The 19,591-nt window shown below is 37.7% G+C and carries 17 protein-coding genes and 1 pseudogene; 6 read left to right on the forward strand and 12 right to left on the reverse strand.

Features of this window, described 5'->3' with window-relative positions:
- Positions 1 to 9: 9 nt before the first annotated feature.
- The 8 genes from Bovatus_RS14320 to aroQ form a co-directional block, all read right to left on the reverse strand.
- The gene (locus Bovatus_RS14320) at positions 10 to 3,399 is read right to left on the reverse strand and encodes a TonB-dependent receptor (protein WP_004296518.1); all 3,390 of its coding nucleotides are present in this window, start codon (positions 3,397 to 3,399) and stop codon (positions 10 to 12) included.
- A 151-nt stretch (positions 3,400 to 3,550) separates the two neighbouring features.
- Positions 3,551 to 4,666, reverse strand: coding sequence for a FecR family protein (locus tag Bovatus_RS14325; RefSeq protein ID WP_004296519.1), 1,116 nt, complete (start codon positions 4,664 to 4,666; stop codon positions 3,551 to 3,553).
- Positions 4,667 to 4,820: 154 nt separating this feature from the next.
- Complete coding sequence (locus Bovatus_RS14330) at positions 4,821 to 5,372, reverse strand: RNA polymerase sigma factor (protein ID WP_004296520.1); 552 nt, start codon at positions 5,370 to 5,372, stop codon at positions 4,821 to 4,823.
- Positions 5,373 to 5,517: 145 nt separating this feature from the next.
- Positions 5,518 to 6,744 (reverse strand): FtsX-like permease family protein, encoded by a 1,227-nt coding sequence (locus Bovatus_RS14335; protein ID WP_004296521.1) that lies wholly within the window; start codon positions 6,742 to 6,744, stop codon positions 5,518 to 5,520.
- A gap of 17 nt (positions 6,745 to 6,761) precedes the next feature.
- Positions 6,762 to 7,094: a 30S ribosome-binding factor RbfA gene (rbfA, locus tag Bovatus_RS14340; RefSeq protein WP_004296522.1), complete on the reverse strand. Its 333-nt coding sequence runs from the start codon at positions 7,092 to 7,094 to the stop codon at positions 6,762 to 6,764.
- Positions 7,095 to 7,111: 17 nt separating this feature from the next.
- Positions 7,112 to 7,750 (reverse strand): O-methyltransferase, encoded by a 639-nt coding sequence (locus Bovatus_RS14345; RefSeq protein WP_004296523.1) that lies wholly within the window; start codon positions 7,748 to 7,750, stop codon positions 7,112 to 7,114.
- A gap of 18 nt (positions 7,751 to 7,768) precedes the next feature.
- Positions 7,769 to 9,226 carry a pyruvate kinase gene (gene pyk / locus Bovatus_RS14350; protein ID WP_004296524.1) on the reverse strand — a complete coding sequence of 486 codons (1,458 nt, stop codon included), beginning with the start codon at positions 9,224 to 9,226 and terminating at the stop codon, positions 7,769 to 7,771.
- A 38-nt stretch (positions 9,227 to 9,264) separates the two neighbouring features.
- Entirely contained in the window at positions 9,265 to 9,684 is a 420-nt protein-coding gene (gene aroQ, locus Bovatus_RS14355; protein WP_004302531.1) for a type II 3-dehydroquinate dehydratase, read from the reverse strand.
- 73 nt (positions 9,685 to 9,757) lie between these two features.
- Between aroQ and xerD the strand changes: the two genes are divergently transcribed.
- The 4 genes and pseudogenes from xerD to Bovatus_RS14375 all read left to right on the forward strand — a co-directional run.
- Complete coding sequence (gene xerD, locus Bovatus_RS14360) at positions 9,758 to 10,717, forward strand: site-specific tyrosine recombinase XerD (protein WP_004296526.1); 960 nt, start codon at positions 9,758 to 9,760, stop codon at positions 10,715 to 10,717.
- A gap of 135 nt (positions 10,718 to 10,852) precedes the next feature.
- Positions 10,853 to 12,547, forward strand: a complete 1,695-nt coding sequence (locus Bovatus_RS14365) for a tetratricopeptide repeat protein (RefSeq protein WP_004296527.1) — start codon at positions 10,853 to 10,855, stop codon at positions 12,545 to 12,547.
- A gap of 112 nt (positions 12,548 to 12,659) precedes the next feature.
- Positions 12,660 to 13,730 carry a TlpA disulfide reductase family protein gene (locus Bovatus_RS14370; protein ID WP_004296528.1) on the forward strand — a complete coding sequence of 357 codons (1,071 nt, stop codon included), beginning with the start codon at positions 12,660 to 12,662 and terminating at the stop codon, positions 13,728 to 13,730.
- A 13-nt stretch (positions 13,731 to 13,743) separates the two neighbouring features.
- Positions 13,744 to 14,667 (forward strand): annotated as a pseudogene (locus Bovatus_RS14375) (YifB family Mg chelatase-like AAA ATPase); the annotation flags it as partial.
- A gap of 399 nt (positions 14,668 to 15,066) precedes the next feature.
- On the opposite strand, the gene Bovatus_RS14380 reads toward Bovatus_RS14375, so the two are convergent.
- The 3 genes from Bovatus_RS14380 to Bovatus_RS25515 form a co-directional block, all read right to left on the reverse strand.
- Entirely contained in the window at positions 15,067 to 15,762 is a 696-nt protein-coding gene (locus Bovatus_RS14380) for a hypothetical protein (RefSeq protein ID WP_004296530.1), read from the reverse strand.
- A 64-nt stretch (positions 15,763 to 15,826) separates the two neighbouring features.
- Positions 15,827 to 16,072 carry a hypothetical protein gene (locus Bovatus_RS14385; RefSeq protein ID WP_004296531.1) on the reverse strand — a complete coding sequence of 82 codons (246 nt, stop codon included), beginning with the start codon at positions 16,070 to 16,072 and terminating at the stop codon, positions 15,827 to 15,829.
- Between the two features lie 656 nt (positions 16,073 to 16,728).
- The gene (locus tag Bovatus_RS25515; protein WP_154653420.1) at positions 16,729 to 16,890 is read right to left on the reverse strand and encodes a hypothetical protein; all 162 of its coding nucleotides are present in this window, start codon (positions 16,888 to 16,890) and stop codon (positions 16,729 to 16,731) included.
- A gap of 259 nt (positions 16,891 to 17,149) precedes the next feature.
- On the opposite strand from Bovatus_RS25515, the gene Bovatus_RS14395 reads away from it, so the two are divergent.
- Together Bovatus_RS14395 and Bovatus_RS14400 are read left to right on the forward strand one after the other, a co-directional pair.
- On the forward strand, positions 17,150 to 17,329 hold the full coding sequence (locus tag Bovatus_RS14395; protein WP_225483792.1) for a hypothetical protein: 180 nt from the start codon (positions 17,150 to 17,152) through the stop codon (positions 17,327 to 17,329).
- 477 nt (positions 17,330 to 17,806) lie between these two features.
- Complete coding sequence (locus tag Bovatus_RS14400; protein ID WP_004296534.1) at positions 17,807 to 18,619, forward strand: hypothetical protein; 813 nt, start codon at positions 17,807 to 17,809, stop codon at positions 18,617 to 18,619.
- A gap of 201 nt (positions 18,620 to 18,820) precedes the next feature.
- On the opposite strand, the gene Bovatus_RS14405 is transcribed toward Bovatus_RS14400, so the two are convergent.
- Complete coding sequence (locus tag Bovatus_RS14405) at positions 18,821 to 19,228, reverse strand: hypothetical protein (protein WP_004296535.1); 408 nt, start codon at positions 19,226 to 19,228, stop codon at positions 18,821 to 18,823.
- Between the last annotated feature and the right edge of the window lie 363 nt (positions 19,229 to 19,591).

Here is a 19,591-nt window from a genome sequence, read left to right on the forward strand (position 1 = left end):
GCCCTATTATTAGAATTTAATTTCAAAACCTGCAGATAACGATTTCATAATTGGGTACGCAGCCCCTGTAGTATTCTCGACTTCCGGATCCCACAAATCAAATTTTGAGAATGTTAAAAGATTTGTTCCTCTCACGAAAAGACGAATGCCTGATATAACTGTAGTATTTCTCCACAAATTCTTTGGTAAAGAATAACCAAGTTCAATGTTTTTTAAACGTAAAAAACTCATATTCCGCAGCCACCACGTAGAGGATTGGTTATTATTACTATTTATACCATCATCCAAACGCGGATAAAATACGTTCTGACTTGGGTTGTCTACAGTCCAACGATCATTTGCATTAGTAAACATATTGCCTGTCACTCCTCTATTGGCACCCGGAATAATACTTGATCCTAATATATTCCAACTACGACCTATGCCTTGGAAGAGAGCTCCAAAATCTAAATTCTTATATTTCATATTCAGTCCAAAGCCATATACTATCTCCGGATCTTTTGTTCCTCCGATTGGAGATTTATCAAATACGTCCACTTTACCATCACCATTGACATCTCTGTATCTGATATCCCCCGGACGTAATTTACCTACAAAACTTTGAGTCGGAATTCCTTCTTTCAGTTTACCTGTACTTACGTCTTCAAAGTCGTCTGCCGTAAACAAACCTTCTGCTATATAGCCAGTTAATTGCCCTACCGGATGCCCTGTTTCAGCACGGTTAGTACCAACTACTGCACTAGGTTCATCCTTTTCTGTTATTTCATTATGAGCATAGGTAAATGTTCCCATTAAGCTGACAAATAAATCCTTGCCAAACTGTTTATTAACATTTAAAGAAACTTCTACACCCTGATTAGTCACTTTTCCAAAATTCTTCCAAGGCTGCTTCATAAATCCAGCTGTCATTGGAACAGACTCACGTGGCATAAATATATCTTTACGGCGTTCATCGAAATAGTCTAATTGCAAATCAATCATACCATTCAGGAAACCTAGCTCAACCCCCAAATTCATCTTATTAACAATCTCCCATGTCAAATCTTGTACTGCAAACTCGCCTTCTGCCATACCAGTTAAGCCATAACTGCTATCCAATCCCCATTTATACATGTTTAATGTCTCATAGTCATCGGTAATTGTAGAGAGGTATGCAAAACGGCGTCCACCTAAATTAGCATTACCTACCTGACCATAGGATGCACGCAATTTCAATTTAGATATGACTTTACGCAATGGTTGCATAAATGCCTCTTCCGATACAATCCAACCAATGGCTCCTGAAGGGAAAAAGCCATAACGCTTGCCTTTGGCAAAATTTTCAGAACCATTATAGCCAAAATTAAATTCACCTACATACTTACCCGAATAGGTATAAGATGCACGTCCTGCCAATCCCTGATTACGGTAAGGCAACTTGCTTCCATCATCATAATTACGACGATTAAACAATAACATTGCAGCAACGGAATGTTTCTCGGCGAATGTACGGTCATAAGACAAAGTAGCTTCCATATATACGCTCTTATTTCCATAATCACCGCTTTTTGAGTAATCCAGGAAATTAGTACCATTGGATTTTGATGCTATAATCAAATTACCTTCATCATCACGTCCTGTAGCAGGCACATAATAATCCGGTGTCTTTCCACGAGAAACAGTACCCGAAGAAAACCTGTCAAATGAGAATGTTCCTTTTACTTTCAATCCCGGAAGCAGGAATTTCAAATCTTGTTCTACAGAAAACAGTGTTTCAATCTTACTGTCGCTTTTTCTTTTATATCCACTTTGAGTAGCCCATGACCAAACGTTTGGCTCCTCTGTTGTCGGTATCTGCCCACTGGAATATTGTGCAGGGAAAGCATGAGGAACAGCAACGAACGCTTTCTGGAAAATTTGAGATATATCTTTCGTTGTAGAATTTCTATCTTGCAAATATCCACCAATATTAAAACGTAATTGCGTAGTAGGACTTAATTTCAAATCCACATTAGAACGCACGTTATAACGTTGTAATTTAATAGTAGGATCCCAATCATAGCTTTTATCACGTTTCAAAATACCACGTTCATTATACGCAGCAGCAACAAAAGAATAACGTAATGTCTCTGTACCACCGGAAATATCTACTGTTACACGCTGATTCGAAGCATAATCATTTGCAATTGCATCCATCCAATTCACGTCCGGATATAAATCAGGATCATACCCTGCACGAGTTTTTGCAATACGATCTGTATATTTAGGTTGTTGTCCTGTATCCATCAAGATATCATCCAAAACCTGCATATAATCCGCTGCACCCAAATACTCAGGAAGTTTAACCGGCTGTGTAGCTGCAAATTCAGCCTTTACAGTCACACGAGGTTTACCAACTTGTCCGCGTTTCGTATTAATTAAAATAACACCATTAGCTCCCCGCACTCCATAAACAGCACTTGCAGCAGCATCTTTCAACACAGAAAAAGATTCTATCTCTTCAGGATCAATATTATTCAAATCGCGTTCTATACCATCAATCAAAACCAATGGGTTTTGTCCGGCATCCTGGAACGTACTAATACCACGAATCCAGAAAGAAGAGTTATCATATCCCGGTTCACCAGAACGTTGCACAGCTAATACACCGGCAACCGTACCAGCCAGATTATTACTTATTGAACGAGTAGTAGAAACCTTTAACTTAGCAGGTTCAATCGTTGTGATAGAACCAACAACAGACTCTTTCTTTTGTGCGCCATAGGCAACTACTACAACCTCATCTAATTGACCAACATCTTCTACCATTTGTACATTAACAACCTTCCGGTTATTAACAACCTCTTCTTTAGGAACAAAACCAATATAACGAAAAGAAAGTACAGATTTTCTTTCAGGAACAATAATACTATAATTACCATTCATGTCTGTCAACGCATGTACTGTAGAATCATTTTTCAAAATGATTGTTACACCAATCAAAGGCTCACCTTTTTCATCTGAAACGTTACCTGTTACCTTAATACCCTTTTGTTGTGCAGTTTGTTGTACTTTAGGAGCTTCTGGCACCGAAATAGTAATTTGTCTCCCCGACATCTTATAATTCAGTCCTGTCTCTGAGAACAACTCTTTTAATACAGCATCTATTTTCTTATTGGAAACTGAAATGGAGACTTTGTTATTCAGATTTTTCTGAACATTAGCAGAGTAAATAAAAATATACTTACTATGTTTTTCGATATAATCTAAAATATCTTTAACTGTAACATTCTCATACTGTACTGAGAATAAATCTTCTTCGGAATTCCAACTAATAGAATTAGTACCGAATGAAGAGAATGGAATCATAAAAAAGACGTTTATAATGCAAAAAAGCTTAAGTCTTTTCTTTAAGTGTAGAAAAATAGTTTTCTTTACCATAAAAATTTCTTTTTAGGTTAACAATTTTGGATTTATTGATTTAACTAGGGAATTACTATCGGGTAAATACGGCAATATTTATCCGATTTTTTTTGTCATAATAGCAGTCTGTTCTTCATAGGCAAACATATTAAAAGATTAATTAAAAAAATTATTTATTTAAATATATACTAGTATCACTTTTTTCGATTGTGAATGGCAGGGTTTGCTGAATACATTCAATCACCTCGTCTATATCATCTTTCAAATCTAATTTCCCATACACTTTTTCTTTACCAATAATTGGATCACATTGAATAGATATACCATAATAGATGCTTAGTCTTTGAATGATCTGCGACAAATCATTACCATTCAATAGCATGATCCCCTCTACCCAACTAATATACTCTGCTACATCAACTTGCTTCTGATAAGCAATTGTACCATTTGCTATATTCAACAGATCATTAGGATTCAAGCGTGCTTTCTTTTCATTCTTATCAGTAACTTCTACCGCACCTTCCACCAATACAATATTAGTTGCCCCCCCTTTATAATTCGAGATATTGAACTTCGTTCCTAACACTTGCAGTTTAAAATCATCAGACTCCACTATAAAAGGATGTTTCTTATCATGCGCAACTTCCAGAAAAACTTCTCCTTGGGCATAGATTTTACGAATGTCTCCTTTAAAACAACGAGGATAAATCACTTTTGACTGAGAGTTAACGACCAGCCGAGTCCCATCAGACAATTCTACTCTAGCCCTTTTCCCCGCAGGAACAAGTAGCTGATTATATTCTTGTTCCTCTTTGGTTTTCTCTTCATTCTCTTTTATCACTTGTGAATTGACAGCAACTTTCCCCTCTTTCGAATACTTAATGAAAGCATCTTCATCCAAATTAAGCTGTTCCTTGGAAGTAATAAGAGTCACTTCCTCAACAGATTGGCTATCCATTTCTTCAGCAATAGCCTGGAAGTCTAAATTACCACTTCCATTCTGATTCAAAAAATAAATAGTTGAAATGCAAATCAAAAAGGAAGCAGCAATAGAAGCTGAAGCAACTAAGAAATATTTCTTTCTGCGCTTCATAGCATCTTTTCGCATCTTTCGTTGAGTCTTCTCTATGATAGAAGATGGATCAATCTTTTCCTGCGCACAATTTTGCCAAAAGAATTTCAATTTCTCTGCATCAGGCATAGAAGTAAAATCATCCTCAATATTTTCTTGAGAATTCAATTTACTAAATAAATCTGCGAGACGATGGTATTCTTTCAAGCTCATAATCCTTTTTTAATGTTGTTCTATAGATAAAGACGCAACTAAAAAAAAAATCTCCCAGTCAAAAATGATTTTTTTTCATTTTTCTTAGAAAACAAATAAAAGTAGGATTAGCTATGTGAAAAAATAAGGCATTAATAAGCAGGAGAGTAAAAACTTAGCTCTTGCGAGATTTCAGATTCAATCTTTTAGCAATTTCATCTAACGCAAAAGCAATATGGTTATTGATAGTCTTCACTGATATGTTCAACATATCTGCGATATCTTTATAAGGAAGTCCATCTATTTTTGCTAAGAAAAAGACATGTTTACACTTGGGAGGAAGTTGTTGAATGGCGTCATTAATTTTAGCCATTTCTTCCTTACTAATCATCTCCTCGGCTGGAGATTGAACCGGCTCAAAAATAAAATCTTCGATATCATCAAATGACAATTCATACTTTCCAGTTTCCTTCCGCAAAAAAGAAATCGCTTTTCGATAGGTGATTGTCTGGATCCAAGCATTCATATTGCCAATTTCAGCCAGACTTTTTCTATTTTTCCAAACTTCAAAAAAAACATCACTCACAATCTCTTCAGCTGACTCCTTCTGGCCAAGTAGCGCAAATGTATAGTGATATAAACGCGAAGAATAATGCTCCATAAAACGATTGAAAGCAATTTCATCGCCGTCTACTATTCTACATATTTCATTATTCTCAAGTTTCACAGAAGTATTTATAGATTATTTCCAATTAACAAAATTGAGCCAAATATAGCAGTATCGTATCAATTACGAAAATAAAACACCATAAAAAGGAATTAAAAGTTATCAATTATAGAAAAATGGCTATAATAAAAACATTACCATTTAGCTATAAAAGTCTCTTACTTAAATAACGTACAGGATACCATACAGAAAGGAATCCGACTGCCAAAACGGTGATAAAAATAAGTACCATATCCCAAGCATGAACACTGACAGGATAGGCGTCTACAACAAAAGTTCCGCCACCGCCCCCCAATGAAATTATACCGAATTTCTGTTGGATAAAACATAGGATTAAGCCGAGGACAATACCGGAAATAGCGCCAAAAAGAGAAATGAGACGTCCTTCAAAGAGGAATATTCGGGAGATGAGTTTATCACTAGCTCCAAGACTCCGCAAAGTTACTACATCATCCTTCTTATCCAAAATCAACATGGAAAGAGAACCAATTACATTGAAACAGGCAATCATTAAGATAAAGGTCAGAAATAAATAGGAAATAAGTTTCTCTATCTCCATAATACGGAAAACATCTGCCTGCTGCTGATAACGATTCTGAACAACAAAATCATCACCTAATATGTTTTCTATTTTAGATTGTACCGATGAAGTATTTACATTAGGCTTTAATTTCAATTCCATCGCAGAGACTTCTGTTGTATAATCCAGAAGCTGGCGAAGAAAATCGAGAGAAGTCAGAATATATTTCCCGTCATATTCTTGCTGATTCACAACAAATACGACACCCGGAGAATACAGGTAATCACGATTAAAAGAAGCTCCGGGATTTGCCATGTTCACTTTGGCATTCCGCTTGGGTAGATAAACCTGAAGAGGATCAACAAATTCCAAACCTGTACCCAAAGTCGCAACCAGTTCCACTCCCATGACCCCGTAGTTCACAATAGAGTCATGAAGAACAAATTCACCTGCGCCATAGAGTATACTGTCTATAGCAGTCAGTTCTTCAAAGTTATCCTCCACACCTTTCAATACAACCATAGCTTGCCGATCCTTGTATTGCACCATTGCATTTTCTTCAAGTGTTTCTGTAAACACCTCCACTTCAGGAAGTGCACAAACAGCGCGAATCCGTTTATCCTGCGCATCAAAGACTTTTCCTTCACGAACTGTTATTTTCAATTGCGGGTCAAAAGCCGTAAAAAAGCTAGCGACCATATCCTGAAAACCATTAAAAACGGAAAGAGTGCAAACCAAAGCAAGTGTAGCAAGGGCTACCCCACATACGGAAATACCGGATATGATATTAATAGCGTTATGCTTTTTTTTTGAGAAAAGATAACGCCTGGCTATATAAAAAGGAAAGTTCACCTCTGCAATGAATTATTTCACTTCAGCAATGAATCTATTTTCTCAATATAATCCAATGAATCATCCACAAAGAATTTCAGCTCGGGAATGATGCGCAACTGGTGACGCACACGAGTTCCAAGTTCATAGCGAATGGATTTCATATTGTTATTGATATTCTTCACCATCTCTTCCGCTTTCTCCGAAGGAAAAACACTGAGATAAACACGGGCAATACTCATATCAGGACTGATACGAACTGCACTAACAGAGACCAATGTGCCCGGCATGGACTTTGTTTGAAGCAGGAATATCTCACTTAGCTCTTTCTGCAACAGGCGAGATATCTTATTCTGTCTGGTTGTTTCCATAAATCTACTCTTTTATCTTACTTTTTTCTTATAATCGTTAATCCGTCACGTAAAGGCAATATCACTTTTTCCACTCGCACATCTTCCGCCACCAAATCATTGAAGGCTTTAATACCAATCGTCTGTGCATCCGTGTTGCGAGGCTGTTCGAGAACATGCCCGTCCCACAAAGTATTATCAGCAATGATATATCCGCCTGCAGATAAATGCGCCAACGTCATCTCGTAATATTCAATATACTTACGCTTATCACCATCAATAAAAGCCATATCAAAGGTAACACCTAAACACGGAACAAGTTCTAAAGCATCACCTATATAAAAACGAATTTTATCGGCAAATGGTGATTTTTCCAACCATGGACGGGTAAAATCCTCTTGTTCATCATTGATCTCAAACGTATGCAACATTCCACCTTCGGCCAGACCTTCTGCCAGACAAAGGGCAGAATAGCCACTATACGTTCCTATTTCCAATATCTGACGGGGCCGAATCATTTCTACAAACATTTTCAGCATCCGTCCCTGCAAATGCCCGGAAGCCATACGAGGACGGAGCAGTTTTACATGTGTGTCCCGGTAGAGCGACTTTAAATAATCGCTCTCGGGATCAATATGCTGCAAAATATATTCGTCTATTGATTCGGTTTCCTGCATAAAACAAATCTTTACGAATTACAGATAGCGGTTATTGTTAGGTAATACAGTCTCCTCTGCATGCTTCAAAGCATCTTCCACTACATTAATTTCGAGGAATGATGTTTTCGTTCCCGCCTTACCACTACTCAAATAACCAACCATATCAGAAGGCTGTAAACGACCTTCTTTCAACAAACGGCGCAATGCTGCAAAGTAATACTCCTGTCCGTTAGCTAATTCCGGCATATAGATAGCTTCCACACCATAAGACAAAGCCAAATGACGCATCGTCTTTTCTTTATAACAGATAGCCAACACCGGATACTTTCCACGGAAAGCTGCCAGATTGCGGGCAGTACGTCCGCTATAGCTATCAGTAATAATGGCACGTATTTTTAGTTTAGAGGTAGCCTTCACTGCCTGTTTAGCAAGGAATGCCGTAACATCATTACTATTCTCATCCAATGGAATACGGATATCATTTTCCTCCAATTTATCTTTTTCAGCCTGGGCAGCAATCTTAGTCATTGTTCTCACTGCCTCTACCGGATACTTACCATAAGCAGTTTCCCCACTCAACATCAATGCATCTGTACGATAGTAGATTGCATTAGCAATATCAGTCACTTCCGCACGAGTCGGACGAGGGTTATTTATCATCGTATGGAGCATCTGAGTAGCCACGATTACCGGCTTCTTTGCCAAAATACATTTGCGAATCAATACACGCTGGATTCCCGGGATACGTTCCTGTGGAACTTCAATACCCAAGTCACCACGGGCCACCATTACACCATCTGCCACTTCCAGAATTTCATCAATATTATCTACCCCTTCCTGATTCTCAATCTTAGCAATAATCTTAATATCACTATTATGAGCATCCAGAATTTCACGTATATCAAGCACATCCTGACGATTGCGTACAAAAGAATGAGCGATAAAATCAATATCCTTTTCAATAGCATAAAGAATATTGTTACGGTCTTTTTCCGTTAATGACGGAAGATTAATGCGAACACCCGGAACATTTACGCTCTTACGGCTTCCCAAAGTAGCATCGTTCTTGACTTCACACAACAAATAATCGTTAGTCTTATCAATAACTTCCAGTTCCAGATCACCATCATCAATCAGGATCATACCACCGATATTCAGATCGGACACAAAGTTCGGGTATGAAACAGCAATACATTCACGGGTTGTCTCCAAATCCGGATTACCTACAATCTTTACTTTATCACCTGTCTTATATGGAATTGGTTCTGCATTAGCCGTCGTACGAACTTCCGGACCTTTTGTATCCATCAAGATCGCAATACGGTTGGACACAGCACGTACATTTGCAATCAAAGCTTCAAAACCTTCACGGCTAGCGTGCGCTGTATTCATACGCACCACATTCATCCCAGCTTCAAACAACTGTTTTATAAAATCCACATCGCAACGTCTATCCGAGATGGAAGCCACAATTTTAGTCTGTTTCAATAACATAGTCTTTCTACCTATTATATATTATATTACCTTATTTATTATCTATCTAACAAAGCTTCCAAGGCCAAACGGTACGAATTCAACCCAAAGCCACAAATCACTCCCTTGCAGGCACAAGCAATCATCGATACGTGTCGGAAAGACTCCCGATTATGCACATTGGAAATATGTACCTCAATCACCGGAGACGTCACAGAGCGAATAGCATCCTGCAAGGCTATGGAAGTATGTGTATACGCACCTGCATTCAGAATGATGCCATCCACATCAAATCCTACCCGCTGTATGCAGTCTATCATTTCACCCTCAATATTCGATTGAAAATAGCCGATCTCCACGTCAACGTATCTTTTGCGAAGATCAACCAAGTAATCTTCAAATGTAACGCTTCCGTAAATGGAAGGTTCACGCTTACCCAACAGATTAATATTCGGGCCATTAATAATTTGTATCTTCATCGCGCAATCCTGTTTTTTATATACCTTTGTATCCAAAGAACAATATTTCAAGGTGCAAAGGTAGAAAAAAGAAATGGAAATCAACGAAAAAAAGAAGAAGAAGGAACAACAAGAGGTGATAATCAGGAAGTATCAGCAGTATCTCAAACTGGAAAAGTCTTTATCTCCTAATACGCTGGATGCCTATCTTACGGATCTGTACAAACTGATAAACTTTTTGGAGCAGGAAAAGGTAGGGATACTAGACGTATGTTTATCTGATCTTCAACATTTTGCAGCCGGATTACACGATATTGGCATTCACCCCCGTTCACAGGCCCGCATCTTATCAGGAATCAAATCATTCTTCCGTTTTCTCATTATTGAAGACTACCTGGAAGCAGACCCCAGTGAGTTATTAGAAGGACCTAAAATAGGCTTTAAACTTCCTGAAGTACTGACCGTGGAGGAAATTGACCGGATCATCTCCGCCGTCGACCGCAGCAAAGCCGAAGGACAGCGAAATAGAGCTATTTTAGAGACATTATACAGTTGCGGACTTCGCGTATCGGAGCTTGTCACCCTCAAGCTGTCCGACCTTTATTTTGATGAAGGTTTTATCAAAGTAGAAGGAAAAGGAAGCAAACAGCGCCTCGTCCCCATCTCTCCACGAGCCATTAATGAAATAAAACTTTACATACCAGACCGTAATCAAATTGAAGTAAAAAAAGGGCATGAAGATTTCGTTTTCGTCAGCCAGCGGAGAGGTAAAGGACTTTCCCGGATTATGATCTTTCACATGATAAAAGAATTAGCGGAAAAAGCAGGCATTACCAAAAACATCAGTCCGCACACTTTCCGGCATTCCTTCGCCACTCATTTACTGGAAGGTGGAGCCAATTTGCGAGCCATTCAATGCATGCTCGGACATGAATCTATTGCGACAACGGAAATCTATACACACATTGACCGCAACATGCTTCGTAGTGAGATTATTGAGCATCACCCGCGAAATATCAAGTACCGGAAAGAAAAAGAGGAGTTATTTCATTAAATTATGATAAAATCGCCCCCTTATCTATATAATTATATTAAGAATTAATATCTTTGCGTTACTTTTTCTGTGTGAGCAGAAGGAGGTTGGCAAATAGACGATATTTCAATTACAAACATTTAATTTATACCTAAAATGACTAAGAAGTTGTACTTGCCTTTACTCATGGCAATGGTTGTTGCATTATTCTCTTCTTGCAGCAAAAAAATGGGTGAATTATCAGCTGATTACTTCACTGTTACTCCGCAAGTGCTGGAGGCAGTAGGTGGTAAAGTTCCTGCGACCATCAATGGTAAATTTCCTGAAAAGTATTTCAACAAGAAAGCGGTTGTAGAAGTTACTCCGGTTTTGAAATGGAATGGCGGCGAAGCTAAAGGCCAACCAGCTACTTTCCAAGGTGAAAAAGTGGAAGGTAACGACCAGACTATCTCTTACAAGATGGGCGGTAGCTACACTATGAAAACGTCTTTCGACTATGTTCCGGAAATGGCTAAGTCTGAATTGTACCTGGAATTCAAAGCTACTATCGGTAAGAAAGTAGTTACTATTCCTGCTGTGAAAATTGCTGATGGTGTAATCTCTACTTCTGAATTAGTAAACAATACATTAGGTAACGCTAACCCTGCATTGGGCGAAGACGCTTTCCAACGTATCATCAAAGAAAAACACGATGCTAACATCATGTTCTTGATCCAACAAGCTAACATTCGTTCCAGCGAGTTGAAGACTGCTAAAGAATTCAACAAAGAAGTAGCTAACGTAAACGAAGCTGCTAACAAGAAGATCAGCAACATCGAAGTTTCTGCATACGCTTCTCCTGATGGTGGTGTAAGCTTGAATACTACTCTTGCTGAAAACCGCGAAGACAACACAACTAAGATGTTGAGCAAAGACCTGAAGAAAGCAAAAATCGACGCTCCGATCGATGCTAAATATACTGCACAGGACTGGGAAGGTTTCCAAGAACTGGTTTCTAAATCTAACATCCAAGACAAAGAGTTGATCCTCCGCGTTATTGCAATGTACCAAGATCCTGCTCAAAGAGAAAGCGAAATCAAAAACATCTCCGCTGTATACAAAGAATTGGCTAACACTATTCTTCCTCAGTTGCGTCGTTCTCGTTTGACTTTGAACTATGAAATCATCGGTAAGTCTGACGAAGAAATCACTAAACTGGCTTCTTCTAATCCTTCTGAACTGAATGTAGAAGAATTGCTGTATGCTGCTACACTGACTAGCGATCCTGCTAAACAAGAAGCTATCTATACTCAAGCTACCAAACAATTCCCGAACGATTACCGTGGTTACAACAACTTGGGTAAATTAGCTTACCAGGCTGGTAACATTGACAAAGCTGAATCTTACTTCAAGAAAGCTGCCAGTGTTAATGCTACTCCTGAAGTTAACATGAACTTAGGTTTGATCTCTTTGATGAAGGGTGACAAAGCTGCTGCAGAAGCATACTTCGGTAAAGCTGCCGGCACAAAAGAACTTGGCGAATCTATGGGTAACCTGTACATCGCTCAAGGGCAATATGAAAGAGCAGTAAACTCATTCGGTGACTCTAAGACTAACAGTGCTGCTTTGGCTCAAATCCTTGCTAAGGACTACAACAAAGCTAAAAATACATTGGCTAACGTAGAAAGACCTGATGCTTACACTGACTACCTGATGGCAGTTTTAGGTGCTAGAACTAATAATTCTTCTATGGTAACAAGCAGCTTGAAGAGCGCAGTTGCTAAAGATTCTTCATTAGCTAAGAAGGCAGCTACTGACCTGGAATTTGCTAAATTCTTCACAAATGCAGATTTCATGAACATCATTAAATAAGAGAATTACCACTCTATTTTAAATATTAAGAATTGCCTGTCATTATAAATGACGGGCAATTCTTTTTTTTTATCTGTAAAAACCGTACTTTCGCAGAAAAGAAATCAAAGCAATGAAAAAGAGTAGCATTTTAATCCTCATAATCATTTGTCTATGCAGTTGTGGTAAATCTTCAAAGAAGGTTAGCATAACCGGGGAAATCAAAGGCCTGGGCACAGATACGCTTTATCTGTATGGAATGGACGAATCATTCGACCGGATAGATACCATTTTCGCGAAGAACGATAAATTCTCTTATACAGCTTCAATAGACACCATTACTTCTGCCTTTTTACTTATTGACAATCAGACAGAATATCCAATCTTCCTTGACAAAGGAAATCAGATCAAAATAAAAGGAGATATCAATCACCCGGAATATCTGGATATCAATGGTAATATATATAATGAAGAGTTTACAAACTTTCAGAAAGAACTAAATAGCCTGCCTACCCCATCCGAGAAAGATTTAGAGCAAAAAGCAGAAGAATTCATCATGAAGCATCATTCTTCTTTTGTCAGCCTCTACTTGTTGGATAAATACTTTGTTCAGAAAGATTCGCCCGATTTCAACAAAATAAAGAAGCTAATTGAAGTCATGACAGGAATATTGCAAGACAAGCTGTATATTGAACAGCTCAACGAAGCCATCTCACTGTCAGAGAAAACAGAAACAGGCAAATATGCTCCCTTCTTCAGTCTATCTAACATAAAAGGAGAGAAAATTACCCGGTCATCAGAAGATTTCAAGAAAAAGAACTTGTTAATCAACTTTTGGGCTTCATGGGGAGATAGCATTTCCAATCACCAAAGCAATACCGAGTTAAAAGAGATCTATCAGAAATATAAGAAGAACAAACATATAGCCATGCTCGGTATCTCCCTTGATATGGATAAACAAGAATGGCAGGATGCTATAAAACGTGATACGCTCAATTGGGAGCAAGTCTGTGATTTTGGCGGACTAAATTCCGAAGTAGCCAAACAATACGCCATCAAGCAAGTTCCCAGCAACATTCTTCTGTCGGCAGACGGTAAGATTCTCGCGAAAAACCTCAAAGGAGAACAATTGAAGAAGAAAATTGAGGAAGTAGTCACTGCTGCTGAAGAAAAGGAAAAACAAGACAATAAGAAGAAAAAATAATCAATAATCAAACGTGTTAATTAAAGTATTCGGAGCGGCTGTTCAAGGGATTGATGCAACACTCATCACAATCGAAGTTAACAGCTCGCGCGGCTGTATGTTCTATCTCGTCGGCCTTCCGGATTCTGCGGTCAAAGAAAGCCATCAACGTATTATCTCCGCACTGCTGGTGAATGGTTATAAAATGCCCACTAGCAATATAGTAGTCAATATGGCACCAGCCGACATCCGTAAAGAGGGTTCAGCTTATGACTTGCCTCTTGCCATCGGATTATTAGGAGCTAGCGAAACAATCTCTTCCGAGAAGTTTTCCCACTATTTGCTAATGGGCGAACTAAGTCTGGACGGAAGCATCCAACCTATCAAAGGTGCGCTTCCCATTGCTATCAAAGCTCGCGAGGATGGTTTCGAAGGACTAATCATTCCCCAACAAAACGCACGGGAAGCTGCTGTTGTCAATCAATTAAAAGTATATGGAGTCAGTAATATCAAGGAGGTCGTCGAGTTCTTCAATAATGAACGCGAATTAGAGCCGACTGTTGTCAATACACGGGAAGAATTCTATCAACAGCAGACCAACTGTGACCTGGATTTTGCAGACGTAAAAGGACAAGAGAATGTAAAAAGGGCACTAGAAGTTGCGGCAGCCGGAGGACATAATTTAATAATGGTAGGCGCTCCGGGCAGCGGTAAATCAATGATGGCCAAACGCCTTCCTTCCATTCTTCCTCCTCTTTCACTGGGTGAAAGTTTAGAAACCACCAAGATACATTCAGTTGCCGGACAACTGAAACGCGGGTCCTCATTGATTTCCCAACGTCCATTCCGCGACCCACACCACACAATTTCCCAAGTGGCGATGGTTGGTGGAGGTAGTTTTCCACAACCGGGAGAAATCAGTCTGGCACATAATGGAGTACTTTTTTTAGATGAACTATTCTCAAAGCTATTTAACCATTGTATATTGTTATATATCAACTATTTAATCAGACAGAACAACCATTCAATCCAGTAAAATTCAGTTTCCGCACCGATGCAAGCCCAACAAAGCCTCACAATCGGTCAGCCTCTCATCTCAATTCCTGCTGTCTCCTTTGAAGAAGAAAAGTAAATTCCGACCTAGAGCACCCTCTCAACTCCAATATTCACAATTTCAACCTAGTATTAGTTTACTCTCAATTACTATAGAGTTCTTTACAATACCAATTTCACAGATAGAGTTTCTATGAGAAGTAGCTGTTTCCAAATCAATAGCAACGAAATCTAAGTTCCCCATATATGTCTTATATTATGTGAGATAATATAGCAAGATTATGTTTGATTCTGATTATATATGCTATACTTCTTTATAATTGGGTAGCTCTAATAAAGTGCGAAGAAGTTCATCTTTATTCCTATCCTCATCTTTAATATGTTCTTCTAATCCTTTAATATTGGATTCTACAAGTTCATTACATATATCCTTCTGCACTTCCTTTAGCATATCTAAGCTGATTAAAGTTCTCATCTCAAATATATTAACATCCTCTAGTGGACTACCTAGTGTTATGAATTTATCAAAAACGAATATGTAGTTATCGGGATATTTGTCATACCGTATCATTGCTCCTACACTGAAACGCGCTTCATTCTCGAAGAATTTCATTATAACATCTAGTTTATTGCCATGTTTACGTTTAAGAATCCTATCTCTATATCTATCAAAGAAATGTGGTATATATGCACCGTTCTTACCTATTTTAATAATGGTGCTAGGACAGGTCACTACATATATGCCTTCCGGTTGGCGGTAACATCTTGCAATTAATGGTATAAACTTATGCTTCCAGTATGCATTAAAGCTATATCTGATAATATATATATGACCTGTGTTGGTGGTAATCTTTATAGGTTTAAAAGTGAAATGGTCTATTCCTTTGGTCTGTATATACTTTAGGTATCTATCCTTCATTCCGAAGAAGTCTACTTCCCTTTCTCGGAGATATTCTTCATAATCTATCTTATATTCATCAAGGACTTTTGTGTACAGCATAACCTATTACTATTAACTAGAAAGGGTATCCAAATGGATACCCTAAAGTGTTTACTTAGTAGTATTAATTAGTAGAAGAATCTAAAATAGCTTGTAGTATGTCTGTTGGAATATCTTTAAGAAGCTTCTTCTGGTTCTCTAATTTGAGTTCCTTGCAGTTCTTAATCCATTCCTCGTACTTCTCGATTTGCCTGTCACACCAACAAACCATATCAGCCGGTGTTGCAGTATTACCAAACCAAGAGCCATACAAATCAAATAATTCTTCACGACTTAACACTACACAAGTTGCTTCATTCTGATTCTCCATAATGATAAATTAATTAGGGTAAATAAATTAACCTTTAAATCTACTCAAAGGCTTGCCGTTCCTTACGGTATTAGTCCATAAGTTGTTTACAAGTAAACGAACATAAAGCGCAATTAAGCCATTATGGTATCTCTAAATGAAACGCCACAAATGTACAAATATATTTTAAATAAGCAATCAAGTCTAATATAATTTATGCTATAAATTAATGTGTTATTGTAGATATATATCATAATGGTCTTGAATGATAGTATGGAACTAGGTATATATTCATAGTAGTTATAATACTTTATAATACTACAGTATCTTATAGTAATACAGCATACTAATAGACTGTAGTAATCTATATACATTCTATCAATGTCTTTATAACTAGAATTTGCCTGTTGTCATACTGTAAATATCCAATAAGGTGAACGCAAGTGGGACAGAACTGTTGAGAGTTTGACTTATTACACTCCGAACGGTTCTGTCTCATTTTTCGGAGATTCATGGCTGCAAGCACTCTCACGTGTGTTTATCCATGCGGACGAGAGCGGAGAGGTGAATACGCAACGCTAACATTCCCTACGGCTTGTCAATCTTGAAATGACCGCTCCGTTTATCTTCCAGACTTGCCACCATAAATCTAATTCGTTTCAAATGAGTGGGCTGACCTATCCGGCACTTGGAATTTGAGACTGTGACATATCAGAGACACAATAATTTACATCGGGCTTTGAACTGCCGACTGATACGCCCAGAAGTGAAAAATAATTCAAGGCAAGACGTGCACTGTTCACCTGCACACCGTAAATCAGAGCAAGATTCGTTTTCAAGTTCCGAATCAGTTTCCAAGCTAGCAGAAAAGAGCATATCTTCACTTCATAAGGCTCTCAACATAAAGTTTTAAGAAAGTTTACGAAGCGTTTTGGCACCTCACCGAAGTGCAGTATCTTTGCACTACCAACATGAGATAAGGGTGGTATCACTGAAACTACTAAATTACCCACTTGAAACATATCTGAATATACCTACCGATTCAATCCACCTTATCTTGCCAGATTACCTATTTAATAATTATTCATGGTACTAAGAATGAGTGAGGAAACAGAACTTACATTCAAACAGTTACGTGAGCTTGCATTAGCCCACCATATAGCAGATAATAGAACGATGATTGGAATATGGGCTAAGCTCAATGGATATTCCAAGAGACGCAAGCAGAGAGATAACAAGGTTTACACCGTTTACATCAAGATGAATAATGATACATGAATAACTTCTAATGAAGGGAGGACAGTAATACTGGTTCTCCCTTTTACCGTTAATAAGTAAGCATACTAGACAGGGTATGTATTTGCAACTAATCATCTAATTAGTATCACTATCTACTAATGTGCTTGCTAATACAGCAAAGTTATGTGCTGAAATATTGATATTGCCAGATTATAAGGGTGTGCTTATTCCCCCTTTAGCGGTGTGCTTAATCCCCTTTTGGAGCGTGCTTATTCACCCCCTGTCTATACTCCTAGATACTACACTCCATACAGCCATACTGTAAAGTTCTGACGAACTTTCAGTAGGTGGGATAAGTAGGATATATAAATCAATAATATATGTGGCATTATAATAATAATTTATATGAGAAGCTAAGCGAACTAAGGAAAGTGAACAGACTAAGTTCCACTAAAATGAGATTCTTGTTAAAGACCAATCAGATTATTTTGATTAACCATATTGAGCGTTTGCCTTATGAAAGACACGAAACTTCCATTCAAGGAGTACACAGTTATGAGTAATAATCTGATTCAGAATCTAAACTGTTCAGATGTGTACAGGACTTATACCTTGCTATTGACAGCAGATAAAGATTCTTTGGAAACCAATACCACATTAAAACAGCTTGCAGGGTTTGTAGGGGAAGAACTGGATAATTACAAGAAGAGTAAAAGTACATTATCCTTCAATGACAAATTAAGGGCTACAGGCGAGGTTATTATACGTGATATAGATTCCAAACAGAAGGACAGGCATTGGACTATGTACAAATTCAACCAAGTAGAGCCAGGCAATTATAGAAGAATTGGCAGAGAGTTCTACGATACTTACAATACTTTAGATTTGAAGCTAAGAGGATTCATATTAAAACTATTCAGTGTAACAGAGCCGCATAGTTATGTTATCAAATTATCATCCATAAGGAAATTGAAGGAGCTTATTCACATGGGACATAGCACTATTAGTCGGTATATAGAGCAGTTAAAGGATTTGGATTTATTGGATGAAATTGGTGACTGTCTGATTCTAAAGGTCAAAGGCTTAATAATAGACCAGCCTAAAGATAAGCAAGTAAAGAAACTAATTGCCATGTTCGACCACATGATAGACTTCAACGAAGGCAATAACAAACCATTATCCAGAGAATGTATGATTTATAAGAAGTATAAGGAGAATGGATTTAAAGATGTCAAGAATATCCACGCTTTTATGAAGTCAATACAAGCAGGTACAGTAGGAAGAAAGCGACCTGTTAAGGAAGATATACCTTATGAGATTATTCTGTAGTTAGTTTGTAAGCAATAAAGCTCCAGACCATTAAACGGGTTTGGGGCTTTTTATGTATATCCCCAACTCAAAAATATAGATACTTAAAATTCATACCCCCGCCCCTTTTATTGAGGAAGTGTTTTCTATTTGGAGTTTATGCTTTGATAAAGTGAAATATTTAATCTATTAATCCCCTAAAATAACAATTCATACTTATTTTTAGTGATTTGGAGATAAGTGCAAGAGAAATTTAACAGACGAATGAATATTCTTACCGTTTTCTTTAGCAGGTTGCCATTGGGGCATATTGAGTAGTGTATATAATAAAATAGAATCATTATGCGAATGTTGAACTACGTCTATTAACGTAGCTTGTTTAACAAATCCCAAACTATCAATCTTTACACAAATTTTGTATGTATATCGTTCCATTTCATCCTGTAAACACAAGTTCTTACCTAAATAGTCTATTACAGATAAGTATTCCTCTGTTTGAAAAAACGCAGGTGTAAATATATTCCCTAAAGCAACAGGAGAGCTTATTTTCTTTGTTGTACATGACAGGATTGATACAATAACTATCAATTGTAATCCTAATATCCAGAATCTTTTACCCGTTAATTCCATATATTATATCGTTTTTGGATATAGTAACAACACCCACATATTAATACAGCAGATAGCAATGTATTAAAAATATTCATTGTTGTAAACATGAGCCATGTCATTGCATCCCCACAGTCATAGACTTCTATTTGCATTAAACATGTGAACAAAATGTTTATGGAGAAAAATGTAAGTAAAGCCAACTTCCACCAAGAATTGCCTTTGTAAAATAACCATGCAATAATACTACCCAATAAGTATGAGCATAGATAGGTTGGAATAACAGAACCCTCTATCAGCCAAGTAATTTCCATGAATGAAAGAGGATGAAGTAACATCGCAATTATACAACAAAGTAATATTATACCCTCATACTTCCAGATA

It is taken from the genome of Bacteroides ovatus (assembly GCF_001314995.1).
Classification (GTDB): domain Bacteria; phylum Bacteroidota; class Bacteroidia; order Bacteroidales; family Bacteroidaceae; genus Bacteroides; species Bacteroides ovatus.

Bases quoted from the DNA above. Each gene is read 5' to 3' on its own strand.
- Bovatus_RS14370 (WP_004296528.1), top strand. From the start codon at position 12,660: ATGAAAAAGAGTAGCATTTTAATCCTCATAATCATTTGTCTATGCAGT.
- Bovatus_RS14325 (WP_004296519.1), bottom strand. From the start codon at position 4,666: ATGAGCTTGAAAGAATACCATCGTCTCGCAGATTTATTTAGTAAATTG.
- Bovatus_RS14380 (WP_004296530.1), bottom strand. From the start codon at position 15,762: ATGCTGTACACAAAAGTCCTTGATGAATATAAGATAGATTATGAAGAA.
- rbfA (WP_004296522.1), bottom strand. From the start codon at position 7,094: ATGGAAACAACCAGACAGAATAAGATATCTCGCCTGTTGCAGAAAGAG.
- xerD (WP_004296526.1), top strand. From the start codon at position 9,758: ATGGAAATCAACGAAAAAAAGAAGAAGAAGGAACAACAAGAGGTGATA.
- Bovatus_RS14345 (WP_004296523.1), bottom strand. From the start codon at position 7,750: ATGCAGGAAACCGAATCAATAGACGAATATATTTTGCAGCATATTGAT.
- pyk (WP_004296524.1), bottom strand. From the start codon at position 9,226: ATGTTATTGAAACAGACTAAAATTGTGGCTTCCATCTCGGATAGACGT.
- Bovatus_RS14385 (WP_004296531.1), bottom strand. From the start codon at position 16,072: ATGGAGAATCAGAATGAAGCAACTTGTGTAGTGTTAAGTCGTGAAGAA.
- Bovatus_RS14365 (WP_004296527.1), top strand. From the start codon at position 10,853: ATGACTAAGAAGTTGTACTTGCCTTTACTCATGGCAATGGTTGTTGCA.
- Bovatus_RS14320 (WP_004296518.1), bottom strand. From the start codon at position 3,399: ATGGTAAAGAAAACTATTTTTCTACACTTAAAGAAAAGACTTAAGCTT.
- Bovatus_RS14395 (WP_225483792.1), top strand. From the start codon at position 17,150: ATGAGTGAGGAAACAGAACTTACATTCAAACAGTTACGTGAGCTTGCA.
- Bovatus_RS14405 (WP_004296535.1), bottom strand. From the start codon at position 19,228: ATGGAATTAACGGGTAAAAGATTCTGGATATTAGGATTACAATTGATA.
- aroQ (WP_004302531.1), bottom strand. From the start codon at position 9,684: ATGAAGATACAAATTATTAATGGCCCGAATATTAATCTGTTGGGTAAG.
- Bovatus_RS14400 (WP_004296534.1), top strand. From the start codon at position 17,807: ATGAAAGACACGAAACTTCCATTCAAGGAGTACACAGTTATGAGTAAT.